Genomic DNA, 17106 nt, shown 5'->3' with positions numbered 1-17106 from the left:
GATCAGCGTCGCCCGTTCCGGGTGCTCACATCCACCCATACGGCCAGCACCAGGATGCTGCCTTTGACAATCATCTGCCAGTAGCTGTCGACATCGAGCATGGACATGCCGTTGTCCAGGCTGGTGATGACCAGCGCGCCGAGGAGGGCGCCGTAAACGGTGCCCGAGCCACCGCGCATGGAGGTGCCGCCGATGAAGCAGGCGGCAATGGCGTCGAGTTCGCCCATGGTCCCGGCCGAGGGTGAGCCCGCGGCCAGGCGCGCGGTATTGACCACGCCGGCGAGGGCGCACATCAGGCCCATGATGCCGAAGATCCACAGCTTGACGGCCTGCACGTTGATGCCGGACAGGCGCGTGGCTTCCATATTGCTGCCCACCGAATAGATGCGTCGTCCGAACACGGTCTGGCTGGTGATGTAGCTGAACACCCCCAGCAGCATCAGCAGAAGCAGCACCGGCACCGGGATCCCGTCGTAGCTGTTCAGGGTATGGACGAACCCGGCCAGCACCGCGCCGATCAACACCACGCGCAAGACGTCACGCACCAGCGAGTGTGCCACCAGGCCATGGAGGGCCCGATTGCGGCGCTGTTTCCAGGTCAGGAAAAGTGTCAGGGCGAGCAGCAGTATGCCCAGGCCTGTCCCGACCGTGTGTGGCAAATAACCCTGGCCGACATAGACCAGCGACGGTGATACCGGGGCGATGGTGGTGCCGCCGGTAATCCCCAGCAGAATGCCGCGAAACGCCAGCATGCCGCCCAGGCCCACAATGAATGACGGGATGCGCAGGTAGGCGGTCATAAAGCCGTTTGCCAGGCCAATCATCCATCCGCACAGGGCGACAATGCCCAGGTTCGCCAACAGCGGTACGTGATAGATCACGTCGAGAATCGCCGCCAGGCCACCCAGCAGGCCAAGCAACGAGCCCACCGACAAGTCGATCTCGCCGCTGATGATCACCAGCACCATGCCGCAGGCGAGAATCCCGGTGATGGACATCTGCCGCAGCAGGTTGGAGAGGTTGCGCGGGGTCAGAAACCCACCGTCGGTCTGCCAACTGAAAAATAGCCAGATAATCGCCACGGCGATCACCAGCGCGAGCATTTTGTAGCGGGTGAAGAGTTGTTTGAGCTGATTCATCTACGCGGTTTTCCGATCATTATTGTTATGGTCATCGGGAGAGCTGAGGGCGGCGGTGAGCAACTGTTCCTGGGTGAGTTCGTGGTTGATGAAGTCGCCGCGCAGCTGGCCTTCGCCGATCACCAGGACGCGATCGGAAACGCCCAGCACTTCGGCCAGCTCCGAGGACACCATGATGATCGACACGCCTTCGGCCGCCAGCGCGCCCATCAGCTTGTAGATCTCATACTTGGCGCCGACATCCACCCCGCGGGTGGGTTCATCGAGAATCAGCACGCGGGGGTTGGTCAGGAGCATCTTCGCCAGCACGGCTTTCTGCTGATTGCCGCCGGAGAGGCTGGTGATCGGCAGGAACGGGCTCGCGGTCTTGAGGTGCAGGCGCGAGATTTCCTTGTTGATGCTGCCCAGTTCGGCTTCGGCGTCGATACGGGTCATTCTCGAGTAGTTGCCCAGCACGGCCAGGGTGATGTTCTGGCCGACCCCCAGGTCCGGAATGATGCCCTGGCGCTTGCGGTCTTCAGGGACCATGCACAGGCCGGCGCGGATGGATTTGAGCGGCGTGCGGGTGTCGATCGGCCGGCCGTCCAGCCAGACTTCACCTTCATGGCGGCCGGGGTAAGCGCCGAACAGTGCCGACACCAGTTCCGTGCGACCGGCACCGACCAGCCCGGCGATACCGAGGATTTCCCCGCGCTTGAGGACAAACGAAATATCGTCGACCCGTTTGCGCCTGGGGTTGTCGACGTCGTAGCAGGTGATGTGGCGCGCCTCGAAAATTACCTCGCCGATCTCATGGGGTTCGGTGGGGTAGAGCGTGCTCATTTCCCGTCCGACCATCTGGGTGATGATCGTCGGGATGTCCAGGTTCGCCATGGCGGTCGTGGCGATGTGCTTGCCATCGCGGATCACCGAAATGGTGTCGCACACGGCGGCCACTTCATCCAGCTTGTGGGAGATATAGACGCAGGCAACGCCCTTGGCCTTGAGGTCGCGAATGATATCCAGCAGCACCTCGATTTCCGAGCGGGTCAGGGCCGATGAAGGCTCATCGAGGATCAGCAGGCGCGCCTGCTTGTTCAGCGCCTTGGCGATTTCCACCAGTTGCTGATAGCCACCGCCATACTGTGAAACCGGTAGCGAGACGTTCATGTCCGGCACCTTGAGCTCACGCATCAAGGCTTCGGCACGGTGGATCATCGCCGGGTAGTTCATGCGCCCGCCGGGCAGCGTCAGCTCGTGCCCCATAAAGATGTTTTCGGCCACCGACAGGTCGGGGACCAGGGTCAGCTCCTGGTGAATGATGACGATTCCGGCGGCTTCGGTGTCGCTGATGGACTGCGCCTTGAGCGGCTGCCCGTCCCAGAGAATTTCGCCTTCCCAGGTGCCATGGGGGTAGACCGCCGACAGGACTTTCATCAGCGTGGATTTGCCGGCGCCGTTCTCGCCGCACAGACCCACGCATTCCCCCGGCTTGACCTTGATATCGATGCCATTCAGGGCTTTGACACCGCCAAAGGATTTGACGATGCCATTCATTTGCAGCAGGTAGTCGGACATAGCGAGGTACTCACAGGGTACAGCTCGGTGGGTCACTGTCCGGCAATCTGCGCTTTGGTATAAAACCCGTCTTTTTCCAGCAGGTCGATATTGTCTTTGGTCAAGGGGATCGGAGTGAGCAGGATGGTGTCGACCTTCTTGCTGCCGTTGTCGGATTGCGAGCTGTAGCTGGGTTTCTCGTTACGTGCCAGTTGCACCGAGAGCTTGGCTGCTTGCGAGGCGATCAGTTTCAGCGGCTTGTAGACGGTCATGGTCTGGGTGCCATCGATCACCCGTTTCACCGCTGCCAGGTCTGCGTCCTGACCCGAGATCGGCACCTTCCCGGCCATCTGCTGCGCGGCCAGTGCCTGGATGGCCCCCCCGGCGGTGGCGTCGTTGGAGGCGACGATGCCATCGATCTTGTTGTTGTTCCGGGTCAGGGCATTTTCAACAATGCTCAGGGCTTCGGTGGGGTTCCATTCCTTCACCCACTGCTGGCCGACAATCTTGATATCTCCCTTGTCGATGGCCGGTTGCAGCACTTTCATCTGGCCTTCGCGCAGGACCTTGGCGTTGTTGTCCGTGGGCGCGCCACCGAGCAGAAAGTAGTTGCCCTTGGGCGCCGCTTTCAGCACGCCGTTGGCCTGCATCTCGCCGACCTTTTCGTTATCGAAGGAGATATAGGCGTCTATATCGGCGTTGAGGATCAGTCGGTCATAGGACACCACCTTGATCCCGGCCTTCTTGGCTTCGGCGACGGCATTGGTCAGCACGGTGGCGTTGAACGGCACGATGACGATCACATCGACACCACGGGAAATGAGGTTTTCAATCTGCGAAATCTGCTTCTGCTCGTTGGCATCGGCCGACTGCACGAAGACCTTGGCGTCCATTTTTTCCGCCGCCGCGACGAAGTAATCACGGTCTCGCGACCAGCGTTCCAGACGCAGGTCATCGATGGAGAAACCGATCTTCGGGTGGGCGGCATCGGCCATGACCGGTAGCGAGAGCAGGGCCAGAGCGCTGGCGAGCAGAGTGCGTTTTAGTGCGTTCATGATGGTGCGTCCTTTTATTGTTGTTGGAAAGACACTGCCTGGCGATGAATAAGCTGCCGGTGGAACTGTAGAGCGTCGCAGGGCGCCGCGAGCATGGATTTGTCGTGAGAATGTCACCGCGACGCCAGGGTTCGCCCGCCTTCAGGGGTAGATGAAACGATTCACCACACCTTCGAGCATCTCCTGCCGACCGCTGACGGCCTGCGGATTCAGCTCGTGGCTGAAGGCATGTTCGGCCAGTGATTCGAGGCTGAACTCACCCGCCAGCACCGCCTGGCCGAGTGGCTGCTGCCAGCCGGCGTAGCGTTGATCCTTGAATTGCTGGAGTCGGTCGTTCTGCACCATGGCCGCCGCGCGCTCCAGGGCCAGGGCGAGGACGTCCATTGCCGCGACGTGGCCGTGGAACAGATCGACCTCGTCCACGCTCTGGCGACGGACCTTGGAGTCGAAGTTGAACCCGCCATTAGTGAACCCGCCGGCCTTGAGGATTTCATAGGTGGCCAGGGTCATCTCCTCGACGCTGTTGGGGAACTGGTCGGTGTCCCAGCCGTTCTGCGGATCGCCGCGGTTGGCGTCGATGCTGCCGAAGATCCCCAATGAGACGGCCGTGGCGATCTCGTGATGGAAGCTGTGCCCGGCCAGGGTCGCGTGGTTGGCCTCGATATTGACCTTGATCTCGTTTTCCAGCCCGTACTGGTGCAGGAAGCCGAAGACCGTGGCGCTGTCGTAATCGTATTGGTGCTTGGTCGGCTCCTGGGGCTTGGGTTCGATCAGCAGGTCGCCTTTGAAGCCGATCTTGTGCTTGTGCTCGACCACCATGCGCATAAAGCGCCCCAATTGTTCACGTTCGCGTTTCAGGTCGGTATTGAGCAGGGTTTCGTAACCCTCGCGACCGCCCCACAGTACGTAGTTGGCCCCTTTGAGCCTTTGGGTGGCGTTCATGGCGCTGAAGACCTGGGCGGCGGCGCAGGCGAACACTTCCGGGTCGGGGTTGCTGGCAGCGCCCGCGGCAAAGCGCGGGTTGCTGAAGCAGTTGGCGGTGCCCCACAGCAGCTTGATCCCGGTTTGTTCCTGATGGCGCTCCAGGTGATCGATCATCTGCGCGAAGTGATTGCGGTACTCCTTCAGCGAGTTGCTTTCCGGGGCGACATCGGTGTCGTGGAAGCTGTAGTAGTCGATGCCCAGTTTGGAGAAGAACTCGAAGGCTGCTTCGGCCTTGCCGATGGCCAGCTCCATCGGATCCCCGGCATGCTGCCACGGACGCTTGAAGGCGCCGGCACCGAACATGTCCGCCCCCGGCCAGACGAAGGTGTGCCAGTAGCAGGCCGCCATGCGCAGGTGCTCGCGCATGGGTTTGCCGAGGACCAGCTTGTCGGCGTCGTAGTGGCGGAAGGCTAAGGGTGAGTCGCTGCTGGGGCCTTCGTAGCGAATCTTGTCGACAACGGGGAAGAACGGCATTGGAATGTCCTTGTTGTTCTTGGCTGTACCCCGATACTAGCAACGGCCCGGTGGCTGAAAATTATGAAAATCATCAAGGCGCAGTGCGATTTTGAGTATTGAGATTCGTCGTTTGCGCGCCTAGTCTGTGTTGACCGGTCCAGGATCAAAACAATGAAAACCGTCCCGCCCGTCCACCGTATTGCGCTGTTGTTCAACGGCAGCAAGATCTACGATCGCGGCATTATCAGTGGCATCGGCAACTACCTGAGCAGCACCCGTGCATCCTGGGACCTGTTCCTTGAGGAGGATTTTCTCTGTCGGTTGAAAGGGATCGAGCGCTGGCAGGGCGATGGGATCATTGCCGACTTCGACGACCCGCTGATCGGCGAGGCGCTGGCCGGGATCAAGTTGCCAGTGGTGGCGGTGGGCGGGTCCTATCAGGATGCGCGCGCCTATCCGAAGGGCATTCCCTATGTCGCCACCGACAATGACGCACTGATGAAACTGGCCTACGAGCACCTGATCGAGGCCGGGTTGACCCGCTTTGCCTGCTTCAGCCTGCCTGAAGCGCAAGCCAATCGCTGGGCGCAGGAGCGGGAAAAAGCCTTTCGCCGGCTGCTCAAGCGTGATGGTTTGCCTGTCGAGGTCTATCGCGGCATGGGCACTAGCGCGCCGCTCTGGGACAGCGCCGTCGAACAGCAGATCGCCTGGTTGCAAAGCCTGCCCAAACCCATCGGCATCATCGCCGTCAGTGACGCCCGTGCCCGGCAGCTGCTGCAAGCCTGCCTGACCGCCGGGATCGCCGTGCCGGAGCAGGTGGCCTTGATCGGCATTGATAACGACCCGCTGACCCGCAGCCTGACCAGGGTGCCGCTGAGTTCAGTGGTCCAAGGCACCGAGACCATGGGCCGGACCGCCGCGCACCTGCTCCATCAGATGCTGCACGGCATGCCGTCCACGGGCACGCAGATACTGATCCCCCCGGATGCGATCAATGTGCAGGCCTCGAGTCTGCATCAACCGTTGGGCGATCCCTACGTCATGCAGGCGCTGCTCTTTATCCGCCAATACGCCTGCCAGGGTATCAAGACCGCGCAGGTGGCCGCGTACGTGGGCGTGTCGCGCTCATCGCTGGAGTCGCACTTTCGGACGGTGCGCGGCTGCAGCGTGCACGACGAGATCCTGCGCTTCAAACTGGCGGCGGCGGCCAATGGACTGGAACACACGGATTCGGCGATTGCCGATATCGCGCAGAATTGCGGCTTCAAATCGGCGCAATACCTGCACACGGTGTTCCGTCGAGAGTTCGGCTGTACGCCGCGGGAGTATCAGCAGGGCTCCCACGTAGCGATTCATTGAGCGAACGGTCAGCCGGATTTCATCCTCCCCAACCCTGGCGCACCGCTTTTCGAATCCCCTCCAACAGCATCGCAAACGCCGGGTTGTCATTGTTCTCGCGCCAGATCAGATGCAGCTCGCTTTGCACGCCTTCGCCCAGATCGATGCTGCGAAATACCACGTTCTTGAATACGACGCTGGTGGCGCAGCGAGGCACCAGGGCCAGGCCCATGCCGGCGTTGACCAGGGCCAGGATGGTCAGCGAGGAGCCAAGCCACTGCACGTACTGCGGGGCAACGCGGGCGGAGCGGAGCATGCCGGTCAGCAGCTCATTGAAGGGCGGGTAGGCGGAGTGGGAATACATGAGGAAGGGTTGCCCATCGAGGTCCTGGACGGACACGGTTTCAGCACTGGCCAGCGGGTGACTGCTGGGGACGGCCAGCACGAACGGCTCACGCACCAGGCATTCGGTGGCGTAGCCCGGCTCCAGTAAAGGCGCGCGGACGATGCCCAGGTCAATACGGCGAGCGCGCAGGGCTTCGTGTTGTTGGTAGGTGTTCATCTCCGACAGCTCGATTTTGACATGGGGCTGTTTGAGCCGTGCCTCGGCGATGACCTTGGGCAGGAATTCGTACACCGCACTGCCGATGAAGCTGATATTGACCGAGCCGATATCCCCTTCGGCAAAGCGCCGGGCGCTTGCGGCGGCTTGCTGGGCACGTTCCAGCAGGTTCTGCGCTTCGATGAAGAAAGCCCGGCCGGCGGCGGTCAGGGCCACGCTGCGGGTCGAGCGGGTGAACAACGCCACACCCAGATGGTGCTCCAGCAGTTGAATCTGCCGGCTGAGGGGCGGTTGCGTCATGTTCAGCCGTTCGGCGGCACGACGGAAGTTGAGTTCGGTCGCCACGGTGGTGAAGCAACGCAGTTGCGTGAGTTCGAACATTGATCTAATCCAGGTATCAATCGAATGCCAGGTTAGATTAGACGGGATCAATGGCGGGGTCCATGATCGGCGGGTCCCTAAAAAAACAATGATCGGGAGTCGCCCTTGAATACCCTCCAGAGTCCGCCGGAGCCGAATCTGCTGGCCCGCGCGGCAGCCAAGGTGAAGCGCCATGTGCTGCCGCTGTTCGTGGTGATGTTTATCGTCAACTACATCGACCGGGTCAATATCGGCTTTGTGCGCAGCCATATGGAAACCGACCTCGGCATCGGCGCCGCGGCCTATGGCTTGGGGGCCGGGCTGTTTTTCATCGGTTACGCGATTTTCGAAGTTCCCTCCAATCTGCTGCTGCAACGCTACGGTGCGCGGGCCTGGCTGACGCGGATCATGTTCACCTGGGGCGCGGCGGCCATGGCCATGGCCTTTGTGCGCGGCGAAACCAGCTTTTATGTGCTGCGCTTTGTCCTCGGTGCGGCCGAAGCGGGTTTTTTCCCGGGGATCATTTACTACTTCACCCAATGGCTACCGTCGAGCGAGCGGGGCAAGGCCATGGCGATCTTCCTCAGCGGCTCGGCCATTGCCTCGGTGATTTCCGGCCCGGTGTCCGGCGCGCTGCTGAACGTCAACGGTTTCAGCCTGCATGGCTGGCAGTGGATGTTCCTGATTGAAGGCTTTGCCTCCATCGTGCTCTGCGGTTTTGTCTGGTTCTGGTTGCAGTCCCATCCGCGCCAGGCGAAATGGCTGAGCGACGAGGAAAAGGCCGCATTGATGGGCGCTATCGCGCTGGAACAGCAGGCCCGCGAAGCCGCGCTGACGGTCAAGCCATCGATGTTCAAACTGTTGGCGGACAGGCAGATCGCCTTGTTCTGCTTCATCTACTTTTCCATTGCCCTGACCATTTACGGTGCCACGTTCTGGTTACCGAGCATGATCAAGAAAATGGGCAATATCGGTGATTTCCACGTCGGCCTCCTCAATTCGATTCCGTGGATCATCTCGATCATCGCGATGTATGGCTTTGCCGCCATGGCCAGTAAATGGAAACACCAGCAGGCCTGGGTGGCCTTGACCCTGGTGATTGCCGCATTCGGCATGTTCATGTCCACCACCGGCGGGCCGATCTTCGCCTTCGTCGCCATCTGTTTTGCCGCGATCGGTTTCAAGGCCGCCTCGGCGTTGTTCTGGCCGATTCCCCAAGGCTATCTGGACGCCCGCATCGCCGCCGCGGTGATCGCCCTGATCAACTCCATCGGCAACCTCGGCGGTTTTGTCGCACCGACCGCATTCGGTTTCCTGGAGCAGAGCACCGGCTCCATCGAAGGCGGGCTTTATGGCCTGGCCGCCACTTCACTGGTGGCGGCGGTGGTGATCTTCTTCGCGCGCACCGCGCCGCGTGGCGACATCTCTCGCCCGCAGCCCGGTAAACCCGCCGAGAACCGGGCCGCCAAAACATCGATCAGTCATCAAGCCTTGGGCCTGGGCCCACAGGGAGCAGCTTCTTGAAAATCAAACGTGTCAGCGTCACCCCCATCGCCTTTCGCGATCCACCGCTGCTCAACGCCAGCGGTATCCACGAGCCCTTTGCACTGCGTTCGATCATCGAGATCGAGAGCGACAACGGTTATATCGGCCTGGGCGAAAGCTACGGCGATGCCCCGGCTCTGGCGATCCAGCAGCAACTGCAAGATCAGTTGATCGGCCTCGATCCGTTCAATCTCAATCAGTTGCGCGCAATCGTGCAGGCCACGGTGGCGGCGAACAAGATCACCAGCCTCGCCGGGGCGGAACTGGCGCCGGGCTCTCATGCCAGCAAAGCGGTGAGCAACGCCTATTCGGCCTTCGAAGTGGCCTTCCTGGATTTGCAGGCGCACTCACTGAGTGTGCCCCTGGTGGACTTGCTGGGCGGTGCGATCCGCGACGAGATTCCGTTCAGTGCCTATCTGTTTTTCAAATACGCCCGGCATGTCGACTCGCCCTACAAACCGGACAGTTGGGGCGAGGCGCTGAACGAAGAACAGATCGTCGCCCAGGCGCGGCGCATGATCGAGACCTATGGTTTCAAGAGCATCAAGCTCAAGGCCGGTACGCTGGAGCCGGAGCATGAGGTCGCGTGTATCAAGGCGCTGAAAAAGGCCTTCCCGGGTTACCCGCTACGGATCGACCCGAACGGCAACTGGTCCCTGGAAACCTCGATTCGCATGGCCGAACTGTTGGGCGATGACCTGCAATATTACGAAGACCCGACACCGGGCCTGGAGGGCATGGCCGAACTGCACAAACGCACCGGGCTGCCGCTGGCGACCAATATGGTGGTCACCGATTTTGATGAGTTTCGCCGCAGCGTGGCCTTGAACAGCGTGCAGATCGTGCTCGCCGACCACCATTACTGGGGCGGCCTGCGCGACACGCAGGCACTGGCCAAGATGTGCCAGACCTTTGGCCTGGGGGTGTCCATGCATTCCAACTCGCACCTGGGGATCAGCCTGATGGCCATGGCCCATGTCGCGGCCTCGGTGCCCAACCTCGACTACGCCTGCGACACCCATTACCCCTGGCAGGAGCCCGATGAAGAGGTGATCAAGGGCGGCAAGCTGCCGATTGTCGACGGCTGCGTGAAAATCACCCGCGCTCCCGGCTTGGGCCTTGAGCTGGATCACGACCAGTTGGGCAAGCTGCATGACCAGTACTTGAGCTGCGGCATCCGCCAGCGCGATGACGTGAAGCAGATGCAGCGTTACAAGCCGGACTGGAAGGCGCTCAAGCCGCGTTTTTGATTTTCGGGCAAGGCGACTTCAGGCCGCGGCGAGCAGGCGTTAGAGGTCCATGACCATCTCGTGCCAGGCCATGCCACCGTGGTCGGAAGGCGAGGGCTGCACGTAGCGATAGCCCATGCGCTGATACAGCGCCACGTGCTGCTCCTTGCACATCAGGTGGATGGTTTTCTTGTCCAGTGCCTTCATGCGCCGGACGAACTCGTCCATCATCCGCGTGGAGTGGCCTTTACCCTGCTGCGCGGGATCCAGCACCACGGACATGATCACCACGTTCGGCGCCTCGGCTGAATGCCCCACCAGTTCCTTGAAGGGCTCATCGGACATCACCACCTCGTGGGCGCAGCCACTGTTGATGAAACCGATGACCTCGCCGCCATCCTCCAGAATCAGAAAACCCTGCGGGTACTGGGCGATGCGCGTTGCAATCTTCTCCAGGGTCGCGGCTTCATCGCCTTCGTAGGCGCAGGACTCGATTTGATAGCAGCGCGCAGCGTCTGACGGCGCGGCATTGCGAAAGCTGAGGGTGGACATTGCGGTTCCTGGTCGTTGGGTGGGTCTTGAGGGAGACGGGAGGCGCTATGTTAGAGCAAGCAGGTGGCGGATGAGGAGGTACTCGGGTGCTTAATTCCACCGCGTTGACGTTCGCCGAGGTTGGGCGCCCCAAGGATCAGTGTTGTCTGATGCCGGGGCGCTTGTTCAGGCGATGGACTCAGGACTGCGCGGACAACCAGGCGCGCCAGCCGCCCCAAGCGCTGATATCCGTGGCGCCCTCCAGGCCATAGGCGTCGCAAATAAACCCGGTCTCCCAACGACCATCGTCCAACTGCACCTTACCCAATCCCAGTGGGGCCGGGATCCCGGTCAGGAACGAGCCCAACTCGCTGCTGGGCAATTGCCAGACCTCCACGGCGATGGCCACGCCACCTTCAGCGACCCGGACCATCCCCGGACGCTTCAGCGGGCCGCCGGCCAGTGCGTACAGCCGGTAATCCGGTGAACTCCGGGTCGTTTCGAGCAGGCGCGCGCCGCGTTGCTTGAGCTGCCCGTTAAGCGCCAGGCCGTCAAGGTGCGCGCCGCAGACCACCAGGCGGGCCTGATCATGGCGAGCCTCATGGGCAGGTTTTTTGCCGCCCTGATACGCATGGGCGAGGCTCAGCAGGTATTGATCGGTGAAGGCCCGACCCAACAAGGTCACCCCCCAGGGCAAGCCGTTGGCCATGAAGCCGCTCGGTACGGCCACGGCGGCATAGTCCAGCAGGTTCATGAAGTTGGTGTAGTAACCCAGCTCGGCGTTGCGCAGGACCGGCTCTTCGGCAAGCTCGGCCAAGGTCACCGGGCGACCGATGGTGGGCGTCAGGACACAATCCAGCCCGGCCATCAGGCGGTCGCACTGCGCCTTGAGTGCCTGCAGGCGATACTGCGCGCGGAAGGTTTGCACGCCGCTCACCTGGGGAGCTTTCGCCAGCACCGCATGGATCACGGGCAGCACGGCATCTGGCTGAGTCTGCGCCAGTTCGCCGACGACGCTGTAACGCTCGGCCACCCATGGACCTTCATAGAGTAGCCGTGCGGCCTCAAGAAACGGCGACAGGTCGAGACTGACCGCTTCGCCGCCCAATGCCTGCAAGCGCTCGATCGCGGCGGCAAACAGCCCCGGTCCTTCAGTACAGCCGAAAAACTCCAGGTCCTGGGCCCGTGGCACGCCAAATCGAAACGGCCGCACGCTGCCGAACGCCGTGCCATCGTTCCAGGCGGGATTGGCGCGGCTGTATTCATCTTCAGGATCCTGCTGCGCGATCAGCGCCAACAAGCGGCTCGCCTCGGCGGCACTGGCGGTGAAGGTCGTCACGCAGTCGAGGGTGCGACAGGCCGGTACCACCCCGGCCGTGGACAGCAGTCCCCTGGTCGCCTTGAGCCCCACCAGGTTGTTGAGCGCCGCCGGCACCCGGCCCGAGCCCGCGGTATCGGTGCCCAGGGCAAAGCTGGTCAAACCCAGTGCCACCGTCAAGGGCGAGCCCGCGCTGGAGCCCCCCGACGGGTATTCAGCGAGCACGCTGTTACGGCAGGGGCCATAGGGTGAGCGGGTGCCGTTGAGGCCGGTGGCAAACTGGTCGAGGTTGGTTTTACCCAACGGCACCGCCCCCAGGTCGATCAACTGCTGGACAACGGTCGCCGAACGCTGCGGGGTATAGGCGAACGCCGGGCACGCCGCCGTGGTGGGGATACCCGCCAGATCGATGTTGTCCTTGATGGCAAAGGGCACGCCGTACAACGGCAGGCTTTCCATCGTGCTGGATTCAAGGGCGACCAGGTAAGGCTCCAGCTCCTGGGCACTGAGCAGATGGATGAACAGATTGAAGTCGGGATTCAACGTCTCGGCCTGTTCACGTAGGGCGAGGATCAGGCGCCGTGGCGAGCATTCGCCGCTGGCGTAGCGTGCCCGCAGCACGTCCAGTTGCAGATCGGTTTTCATGGCTTTTCTCCTGTAGGGGGGACGGGCTCAATCACGACCACCCGTTGCCCGGCGCGCACCGCCGAGCCGGGTTGCACGAGCACTTCTCGAACAATGCCGGCACAGGGCGCAAGCACCGGAATTTCCATCTTCATCGACTCCAGCACGACCAACGCCGCGCCTGCGGCGACCCGCTCGCCGACAGCGACCTGAACCTGCCAGAGGTTCCCCGCAATGGGGCTTTCCACGCTGGTTTGATGAGCCGGCAAGGGCGCCTCTTCGGGTGCCTCGACAAGCGCTTCGCTGCTTTCGAAGTGCGCTTGGCCGCTGTCGATCCAGCGCCGTCTTTCGGCGGAAAAAGCGCTTTGTTGCCGGTCTCGGAACGCTTGGATGCTGCTCGCTTCACTGGCCAGGAAGTCCTGGTAGTCGGCCAGGCGCAATTGGCTGTGCTCGATGTTCAAGTCGAAGCGACCGAGGGGGAAATCGCGACGGATGCGCAGCAACTCCTGCGCGCTGACCGGGTAGAACCGGATCTGATCGAAGAAGCGCAACAGCCAGGGTTTGCCGGAGAACGCCGCCACTTCGCGGTAACGGTTCCACATCTGCAGCGTACGCCCGACGAACTGGTAGCCGCCGGGGCCTTCCATGCCATAAACGCACAGGTAGGCGCCGCCGATACCCACCGAGTTCTCGGCGGTCCAGGTCCGCGCCGGGTTGTACTTGGTGGTCACCAGGCGATGCCGGGGATCCAGCGGCGTCGCTACCGGTGCCCCGAGATAGACATCGCCCAGGCCCATGACCAGATAGCTGGCCTCGAACACCGTGCGCTGTACTTCATCCAGGTCGGGCAGGTCATTGATGCGGCGAATGAACTCCAGGTTACTGGGGCACCACGGCGCATCCTTGCGCACGGTGGTCATGTATTTTTCAATGGCCAGTTGGCAAGCCGGGTCATCCCACGACAGCGGTAAGTGCACGATGCGAGAGGGGACCTGCAAGTCGCGGGCAGCACAGACCGCGTCCCATTCGCCAGCCACGATCTCCAGCAAGTGGGCCAGGGGGAGTTGTTCGGGTTGGTAGTGGACCTGCAACGAGCGGATACCGGGGGTAAGGTCGATGACCCCCGGCAACGCCTTGGCTTCGAGCGCCTGCATCAAGGCGTGGCCCCGGAAGCGCAACACCAGGTCGAGCTCGGCGGCGCCGATCTCCAGCAGCAGGTGGGTATCACCGGCCAGGCGCGCCACCAGGCGGGTATCGTCCTGGCCCAGGTCCAGCACAATGGGGGATTGCAGCCCGATCACGGCGGCGTCCCTGGGAGGCTCGGCGGTCAGCGCCGCGGTGGCGAGTTGGCGTGCCTGGGCGAGATTGGTCGGGATGAACCGCACCTTGTCCCCGGCCTTGAGTTGCCCCAATTGCCAGAGGTCGGCCTCGATCACGGTCACCGGACACACGAAGCCACCCAGGCTGGGGCCGTCGGGGCCGAGAATCACCGGCATATCCCCGGTGAAATCCACCGCGCCGATGGCATAGGGGTTGTCGTGGATATTGGACGGATGGAGCCCGGCCTCGCCACCGTCGGCCCGAACCCACTCGGGTTTGGGGCCTATCAGGCGCACGCCGGTACGGCTGGAGTTGAAATGCACTTCCCAGTCGGTGCTGAAGAAAGTGTGGATGTAGTCTTCGGTAAAGTATTCCGGTGCGCCGTGGGGGCCGTAGATCACGCGGATAGAGCGCAGCGCCGCCAGCGGCGGTTGCCCGGCAAGCACCGCGCCGGCCGTTGCGTCGGTCAGCGGGGCCAGGTGCAGCACGTCACCGGCGCGCAACGCCCGTCCACCGTGGCCACCGAACTGACCGAGGGTGAAGGTGCTTTTGCTGCCCAGGTAATCCGGCACCTGCACGCCACCGCGCAGGCATAGATAGCTGCGTGCGCCAGCTCCGGCGATGGTGCCCAGGCTCAATACCGAACCGGCCTTGACCCGCAGCGCGGTATTGATTGCCACTGCTGCGCCATCGAGCGTCACTGGCAACACCGCGCCGGTCACCGCCAGCACGGCGTCAGTATTGAAGCGCAGGCTTGGCCCGCTCATGGTGATCTCGAGACCGGCGCAACCCTCGGGGTTGCCCAGCAACAGGTTACCCAGGCGCAGCGAGCGGCTGTCCATGGGCCCCGAAGGCGGAACGCCCACGGCCCAATAGCCCTGGCGCCCGGGATAATCCTGCACGCTGGTCTGGGTGCCGCCACTGAGTACTTCGAAGGTGTGGGCGTGATAGACCAGCGCTTCCAGGCAACGGGTCCAGGGCTGGCCGCTGGCGAACGGCACATCGAGCAGGATCTGGCGAAGGTAGTCGCGGTTGGTCTCGACGCCGTAAAGCTGGCTTTCGCCCAGCGCCCGGTGCAGGTGCAGGCGCGCCTGCTCGCGGTCCTCGGCCCAGGTGATGACTTTGGCAATCATCGGGTCGAAGTAGGGCGGGATCTCACAACCGGCCTCGACCCAGGTATCGATACGCAATGCCTGGCCATCGGCCGGTGGGAATTTCACCGCCGTCAGCAGGCCCGGGCTTGGCTGGAAGTCCTTGCCCGGATCTTCGGCATACAGACGGGCTTGCACCGCGTGGCCGCGAGGTTGCAGGCGGGCGCCCAATTCGCCGAGGGGCGGCAAGTCTCCCGCGGCCAGCTGCACCATCCAGCGCACGAGGTCGACGCCCCAGACCTGTTCGGTCACCCCGTGCTCGACCTGCAGGCGGGTGTTCACCTCCAGGAAGTAAAAGCGTTGATCGTCGCTGTCGAAGACAAACTCGACGGTGCCGGCGCTGCGGTAGTTGACCGCCTTGGCCAACTGCACGGCGGCGTTGCAAAGGGCTTCGGCCATGCCGTCGGGCAGGTTCGGTGCGGGAGTTTCTTCAAGGACCTTCTGGTTGCGTCGCTGCACCGAGCAATCGCGTACGCCCAGGGCCAATACCTCGCCGGCACCGTCACCGAATACCTGGACCTCCAGGTGGCGGGCGCGCTGGATGTATTTCTCGATAAACACCCCGGCGTTGCTGAAGTTGTTCTGGCCCAGGCGCTTGACGGTCTCAAAGGCTTCCTGCAGCTCCTTGGCGTCGCGGCACACGCGCATGCCGATGCCACCTCCGCCCGCGGTACTCTTGAGCATGATCGGGTAGCCCACCTGCGTCGCGGCCCGCAGGGCGTCGTCGAGGCCGTCGAGCAGGTCGCTGCCTTCCAGCAACGGTACGCCCTGCTGGCGGGCGAGGGCGCGGGCGGTGTGCTTGAGGCCGAACAGCCGCAGTTGTTCCGGCGTCGGGCCGACGAAGGCGATCCCGGCGGCTTCGCAGGCCTCGGCAAAGGCGGCGTTTTCGGAAAGAAAGCCATAACCGGGATGAATGGCCTGGGCGCCGCTGGCCTTGGCCGCGGCCAGGATCTTGTCCACCACCAGGTAGGTGTCGGCCGCGGCCCCTTCACCCAGGCTCAGGGCCTGGTCGGCTTCAAGGATGTGGCGGCTGGTGATATCCGCTTCGGAATACACCGCCACGCCCTTGACGTCGAGTTCGCGCAAGGTGCGCAGGAGACGGCAGGCGATGGCACCGCGGTTGGCAATCAACAGTGTGTCAAACATGACGGATTCCCTGGAGGCGGCGCTGGTCCGCCTCGGCTGGGGTGCGGGTCGTCCCACAGTTTTTCGAAAGGGTCTCGGGGTCGTCCCCAGACCGCGATCAAGGCCGCTTGCGAGGCAGTGTCTGGCCCGAGCGACTCTGGCAAATCGTGAACAGCCATAGCCGCAGGGGCTTGAGCCAGGGTTTCAGTCCCATATCAGCAGCTCCGCGGGGGTGGGGTTATAGCCATTGCACGGGTTGTTCAGTTGCGGGCAGTTGGAAATCAACACGATCACGTCCATCTCGGCCCGCAACTGCACGTACTTTCCGGGGGCGGAGATGCCGTCCTCGAAGGTCAGGGCGCCTTCGGGCGTTACCGGCACGTTCATGAAGAAGTTGATGTTCGGGCTGATATCCCGTTTGCCCAGCCGACCATCGTGGGTGCAGGCGCGCAGGTAGTTGTCGCGGCAGCTGTGCATGTGGCGTTTGTCCAGGGCATAGCGCACGGTGTTGCTTTCCTGGGCGCAGGCACCGCCGAGGGTGTCGTGGCGACCGCAGTTGTCTTCGACGATGGTCAGCAAAGGGCGGCCAAGATTGGAGTAGAGCACGCTGCCGGTGCTCAGGTAGACGTTGTTCTGGCGCCGCAGGGTGCGTTGGACGTCGTAACGTTCGCGCGGGTTGGCCGCGCTGTAGAACAGCGTGTCAACGGCCTGGTTGCCTTCGAGGTCGAGGATGCGCAGGGTCTGGCCGGCCTTCACTTCGGTGAGCCAGGGCTCGCCCGCCGGGACGGTGGCCCGGTAGACGGCTGATTCGGGATGCAGGTGGGTGGTCATGG

12 protein-coding genes are annotated in these 17106 nt (G+C 62.7%); 3 read left to right on the top strand and 9 right to left on the bottom strand.

Going from position 1 to position 17106, the window contains the following annotated elements:
• Positions 1-2 precede the first annotated feature (2 nt).
• The 4 genes from HX830_RS31580 to xylA form a co-directional block, all read right to left on the bottom strand.
• Positions 3-1139, bottom strand: a complete 1137-nt coding sequence (locus tag HX830_RS31580; RefSeq protein WP_103495589.1) for a sugar ABC transporter permease — start codon at positions 1137-1139, stop codon at positions 3-5.
• On the bottom strand, positions 1140-2696 hold the full coding sequence (xylG, locus tag HX830_RS31575; protein WP_103495590.1) for a D-xylose ABC transporter ATP-binding protein: 1557 nt from the start codon (positions 2694-2696) through the stop codon (positions 1140-1142).
• A 32-nt stretch (positions 2697-2728) separates the two neighbouring features.
• The gene (gene xylF, locus HX830_RS31570; protein WP_177104742.1) at positions 2729-3730 is read right to left on the bottom strand and encodes a D-xylose ABC transporter substrate-binding protein; all 1002 of its coding nucleotides are present in this window, start codon (positions 3728-3730) and stop codon (positions 2729-2731) included.
• Positions 3731-3871: 141 nt separating this feature from the next.
• Complete coding sequence (xylA, locus tag HX830_RS31565; RefSeq protein WP_177104740.1) at positions 3872-5188, bottom strand: xylose isomerase; 1317 nt, start codon at positions 5186-5188, stop codon at positions 3872-3874.
• A gap of 153 nt (positions 5189-5341) precedes the next feature.
• Between xylA and HX830_RS31560 the strand changes: the two genes are divergently transcribed.
• Positions 5342-6529: a XylR family transcriptional regulator gene (locus HX830_RS31560; RefSeq protein ID WP_177104738.1), complete on the top strand. Its 1188-nt coding sequence runs from the start codon at positions 5342-5344 to the stop codon at positions 6527-6529.
• Between the two features lie 19 nt (positions 6530-6548).
• Here the strand turns inward: HX830_RS31560 and HX830_RS31555 are convergent, their stop codons facing one another.
• The gene (locus HX830_RS31555; protein WP_177104736.1) at positions 6549-7451 is read right to left on the bottom strand and encodes a LysR substrate-binding domain-containing protein; all 903 of its coding nucleotides are present in this window, start codon (positions 7449-7451) and stop codon (positions 6549-6551) included.
• Positions 7452-7556: 105 nt separating this feature from the next.
• On the opposite strand from HX830_RS31555, the gene HX830_RS31550 reads away from it, so the two are divergent.
• Positions 7557-8954 (top strand): MFS transporter, encoded by a 1398-nt coding sequence (locus HX830_RS31550; RefSeq protein ID WP_103495607.1) that lies wholly within the window; start codon positions 7557-7559, stop codon positions 8952-8954.
• Positions 8951-10225, top strand: a complete 1275-nt coding sequence (locus HX830_RS31545; RefSeq protein WP_177104734.1) for a glucarate dehydratase family protein — start codon at positions 8951-8953, stop codon at positions 10223-10225. The genes HX830_RS31550 and HX830_RS31545 overlap by 4 nt, the downstream gene beginning before the upstream one ends.
• Positions 10226-10264: 39 nt before the next feature.
• Here HX830_RS31545 and HX830_RS31540 read toward each other — a convergent pair whose 3' ends face one another.
• The 4 genes from HX830_RS31540 to HX830_RS31525 form a co-directional block, all read right to left on the bottom strand.
• Positions 10265-10756 (bottom strand): GNAT family N-acetyltransferase, encoded by a 492-nt coding sequence (locus tag HX830_RS31540; RefSeq protein ID WP_177104732.1) that lies wholly within the window; start codon positions 10754-10756, stop codon positions 10265-10267.
• 178 nt (positions 10757-10934) lie between these two features.
• Positions 10935-12698, bottom strand: a complete 1764-nt coding sequence (gene atzF / locus HX830_RS31535) for an allophanate hydrolase (RefSeq protein ID WP_177104730.1) — start codon at positions 12696-12698, stop codon at positions 10935-10937.
• The gene (gene uca, locus HX830_RS31530) at positions 12695-16294 is read right to left on the bottom strand and encodes an urea carboxylase (RefSeq protein ID WP_177104728.1); all 3600 of its coding nucleotides are present in this window, start codon (positions 16292-16294) and stop codon (positions 12695-12697) included. The genes atzF and uca overlap by 4 nt, the downstream gene beginning before the upstream one ends.
• 183 nt (positions 16295-16477) lie before the next feature.
• A complete protein-coding gene (locus tag HX830_RS31525; RefSeq protein ID WP_103495612.1) occupies positions 16478-17104 on the bottom strand; it encodes an urea amidolyase associated protein UAAP2 in 627 nt (208 codons plus the stop codon).
• Positions 17105-17106: the final 2 nt, after the last annotated feature.

It is taken from the genome of Pseudomonas gingeri (genome assembly GCF_013385425.1).
GTDB classification, from domain to species: domain Bacteria; phylum Pseudomonadota; class Gammaproteobacteria; order Pseudomonadales; family Pseudomonadaceae; genus Aquipseudomonas; species Aquipseudomonas gingeri_D.
This window is presented reverse-complemented; position numbering and strand designations above follow the sequence as displayed.

Bases quoted from the DNA above. Each gene is read 5' to 3' on its own strand.
- HX830_RS31580 (WP_103495589.1), bottom strand. From the start codon at position 1,139: ATGAATCAGCTCAAACAACTCTTCACCCGCTACAAAATGCTCGCGCTG.
- xylG (WP_103495590.1), bottom strand. From the start codon at position 2,696: ATGTCCGACTACCTGCTGCAAATGAATGGCATCGTCAAATCCTTTGGC.
- xylF (WP_177104742.1), bottom strand. From the start codon at position 3,730: ATGAACGCACTAAAACGCACTCTGCTCGCCAGCGCTCTGGCCCTGCTC.
- xylA (WP_177104740.1), bottom strand. From the start codon at position 5,188: ATGCCGTTCTTCCCCGTTGTCGACAAGATTCGCTACGAAGGCCCCAGC.
- HX830_RS31560 (WP_177104738.1), top strand. From the start codon at position 5,342: ATGAAAACCGTCCCGCCCGTCCACCGTATTGCGCTGTTGTTCAACGGC.
- HX830_RS31555 (WP_177104736.1), bottom strand. From the start codon at position 7,451: ATGTTCGAACTCACGCAACTGCGTTGCTTCACCACCGTGGCGACCGAA.
- HX830_RS31540 (WP_177104732.1), bottom strand. From the start codon at position 10,756: ATGTCCACCCTCAGCTTTCGCAATGCCGCGCCGTCAGACGCTGCGCGC.
- atzF (WP_177104730.1), bottom strand. From the start codon at position 12,698: ATGAAAACCGATCTGCAACTGGACGTGCTGCGGGCACGCTACGCCAGC.
- uca (WP_177104728.1), bottom strand. From the start codon at position 16,294: ATGTTTGACACACTGTTGATTGCCAACCGCGGTGCCATCGCCTGCCGT.
- HX830_RS31525 (WP_103495612.1), bottom strand. From the start codon at position 17,104: ATGACCACCCACCTGCATCCCGAATCAGCCGTCTACCGGGCCACCGTC.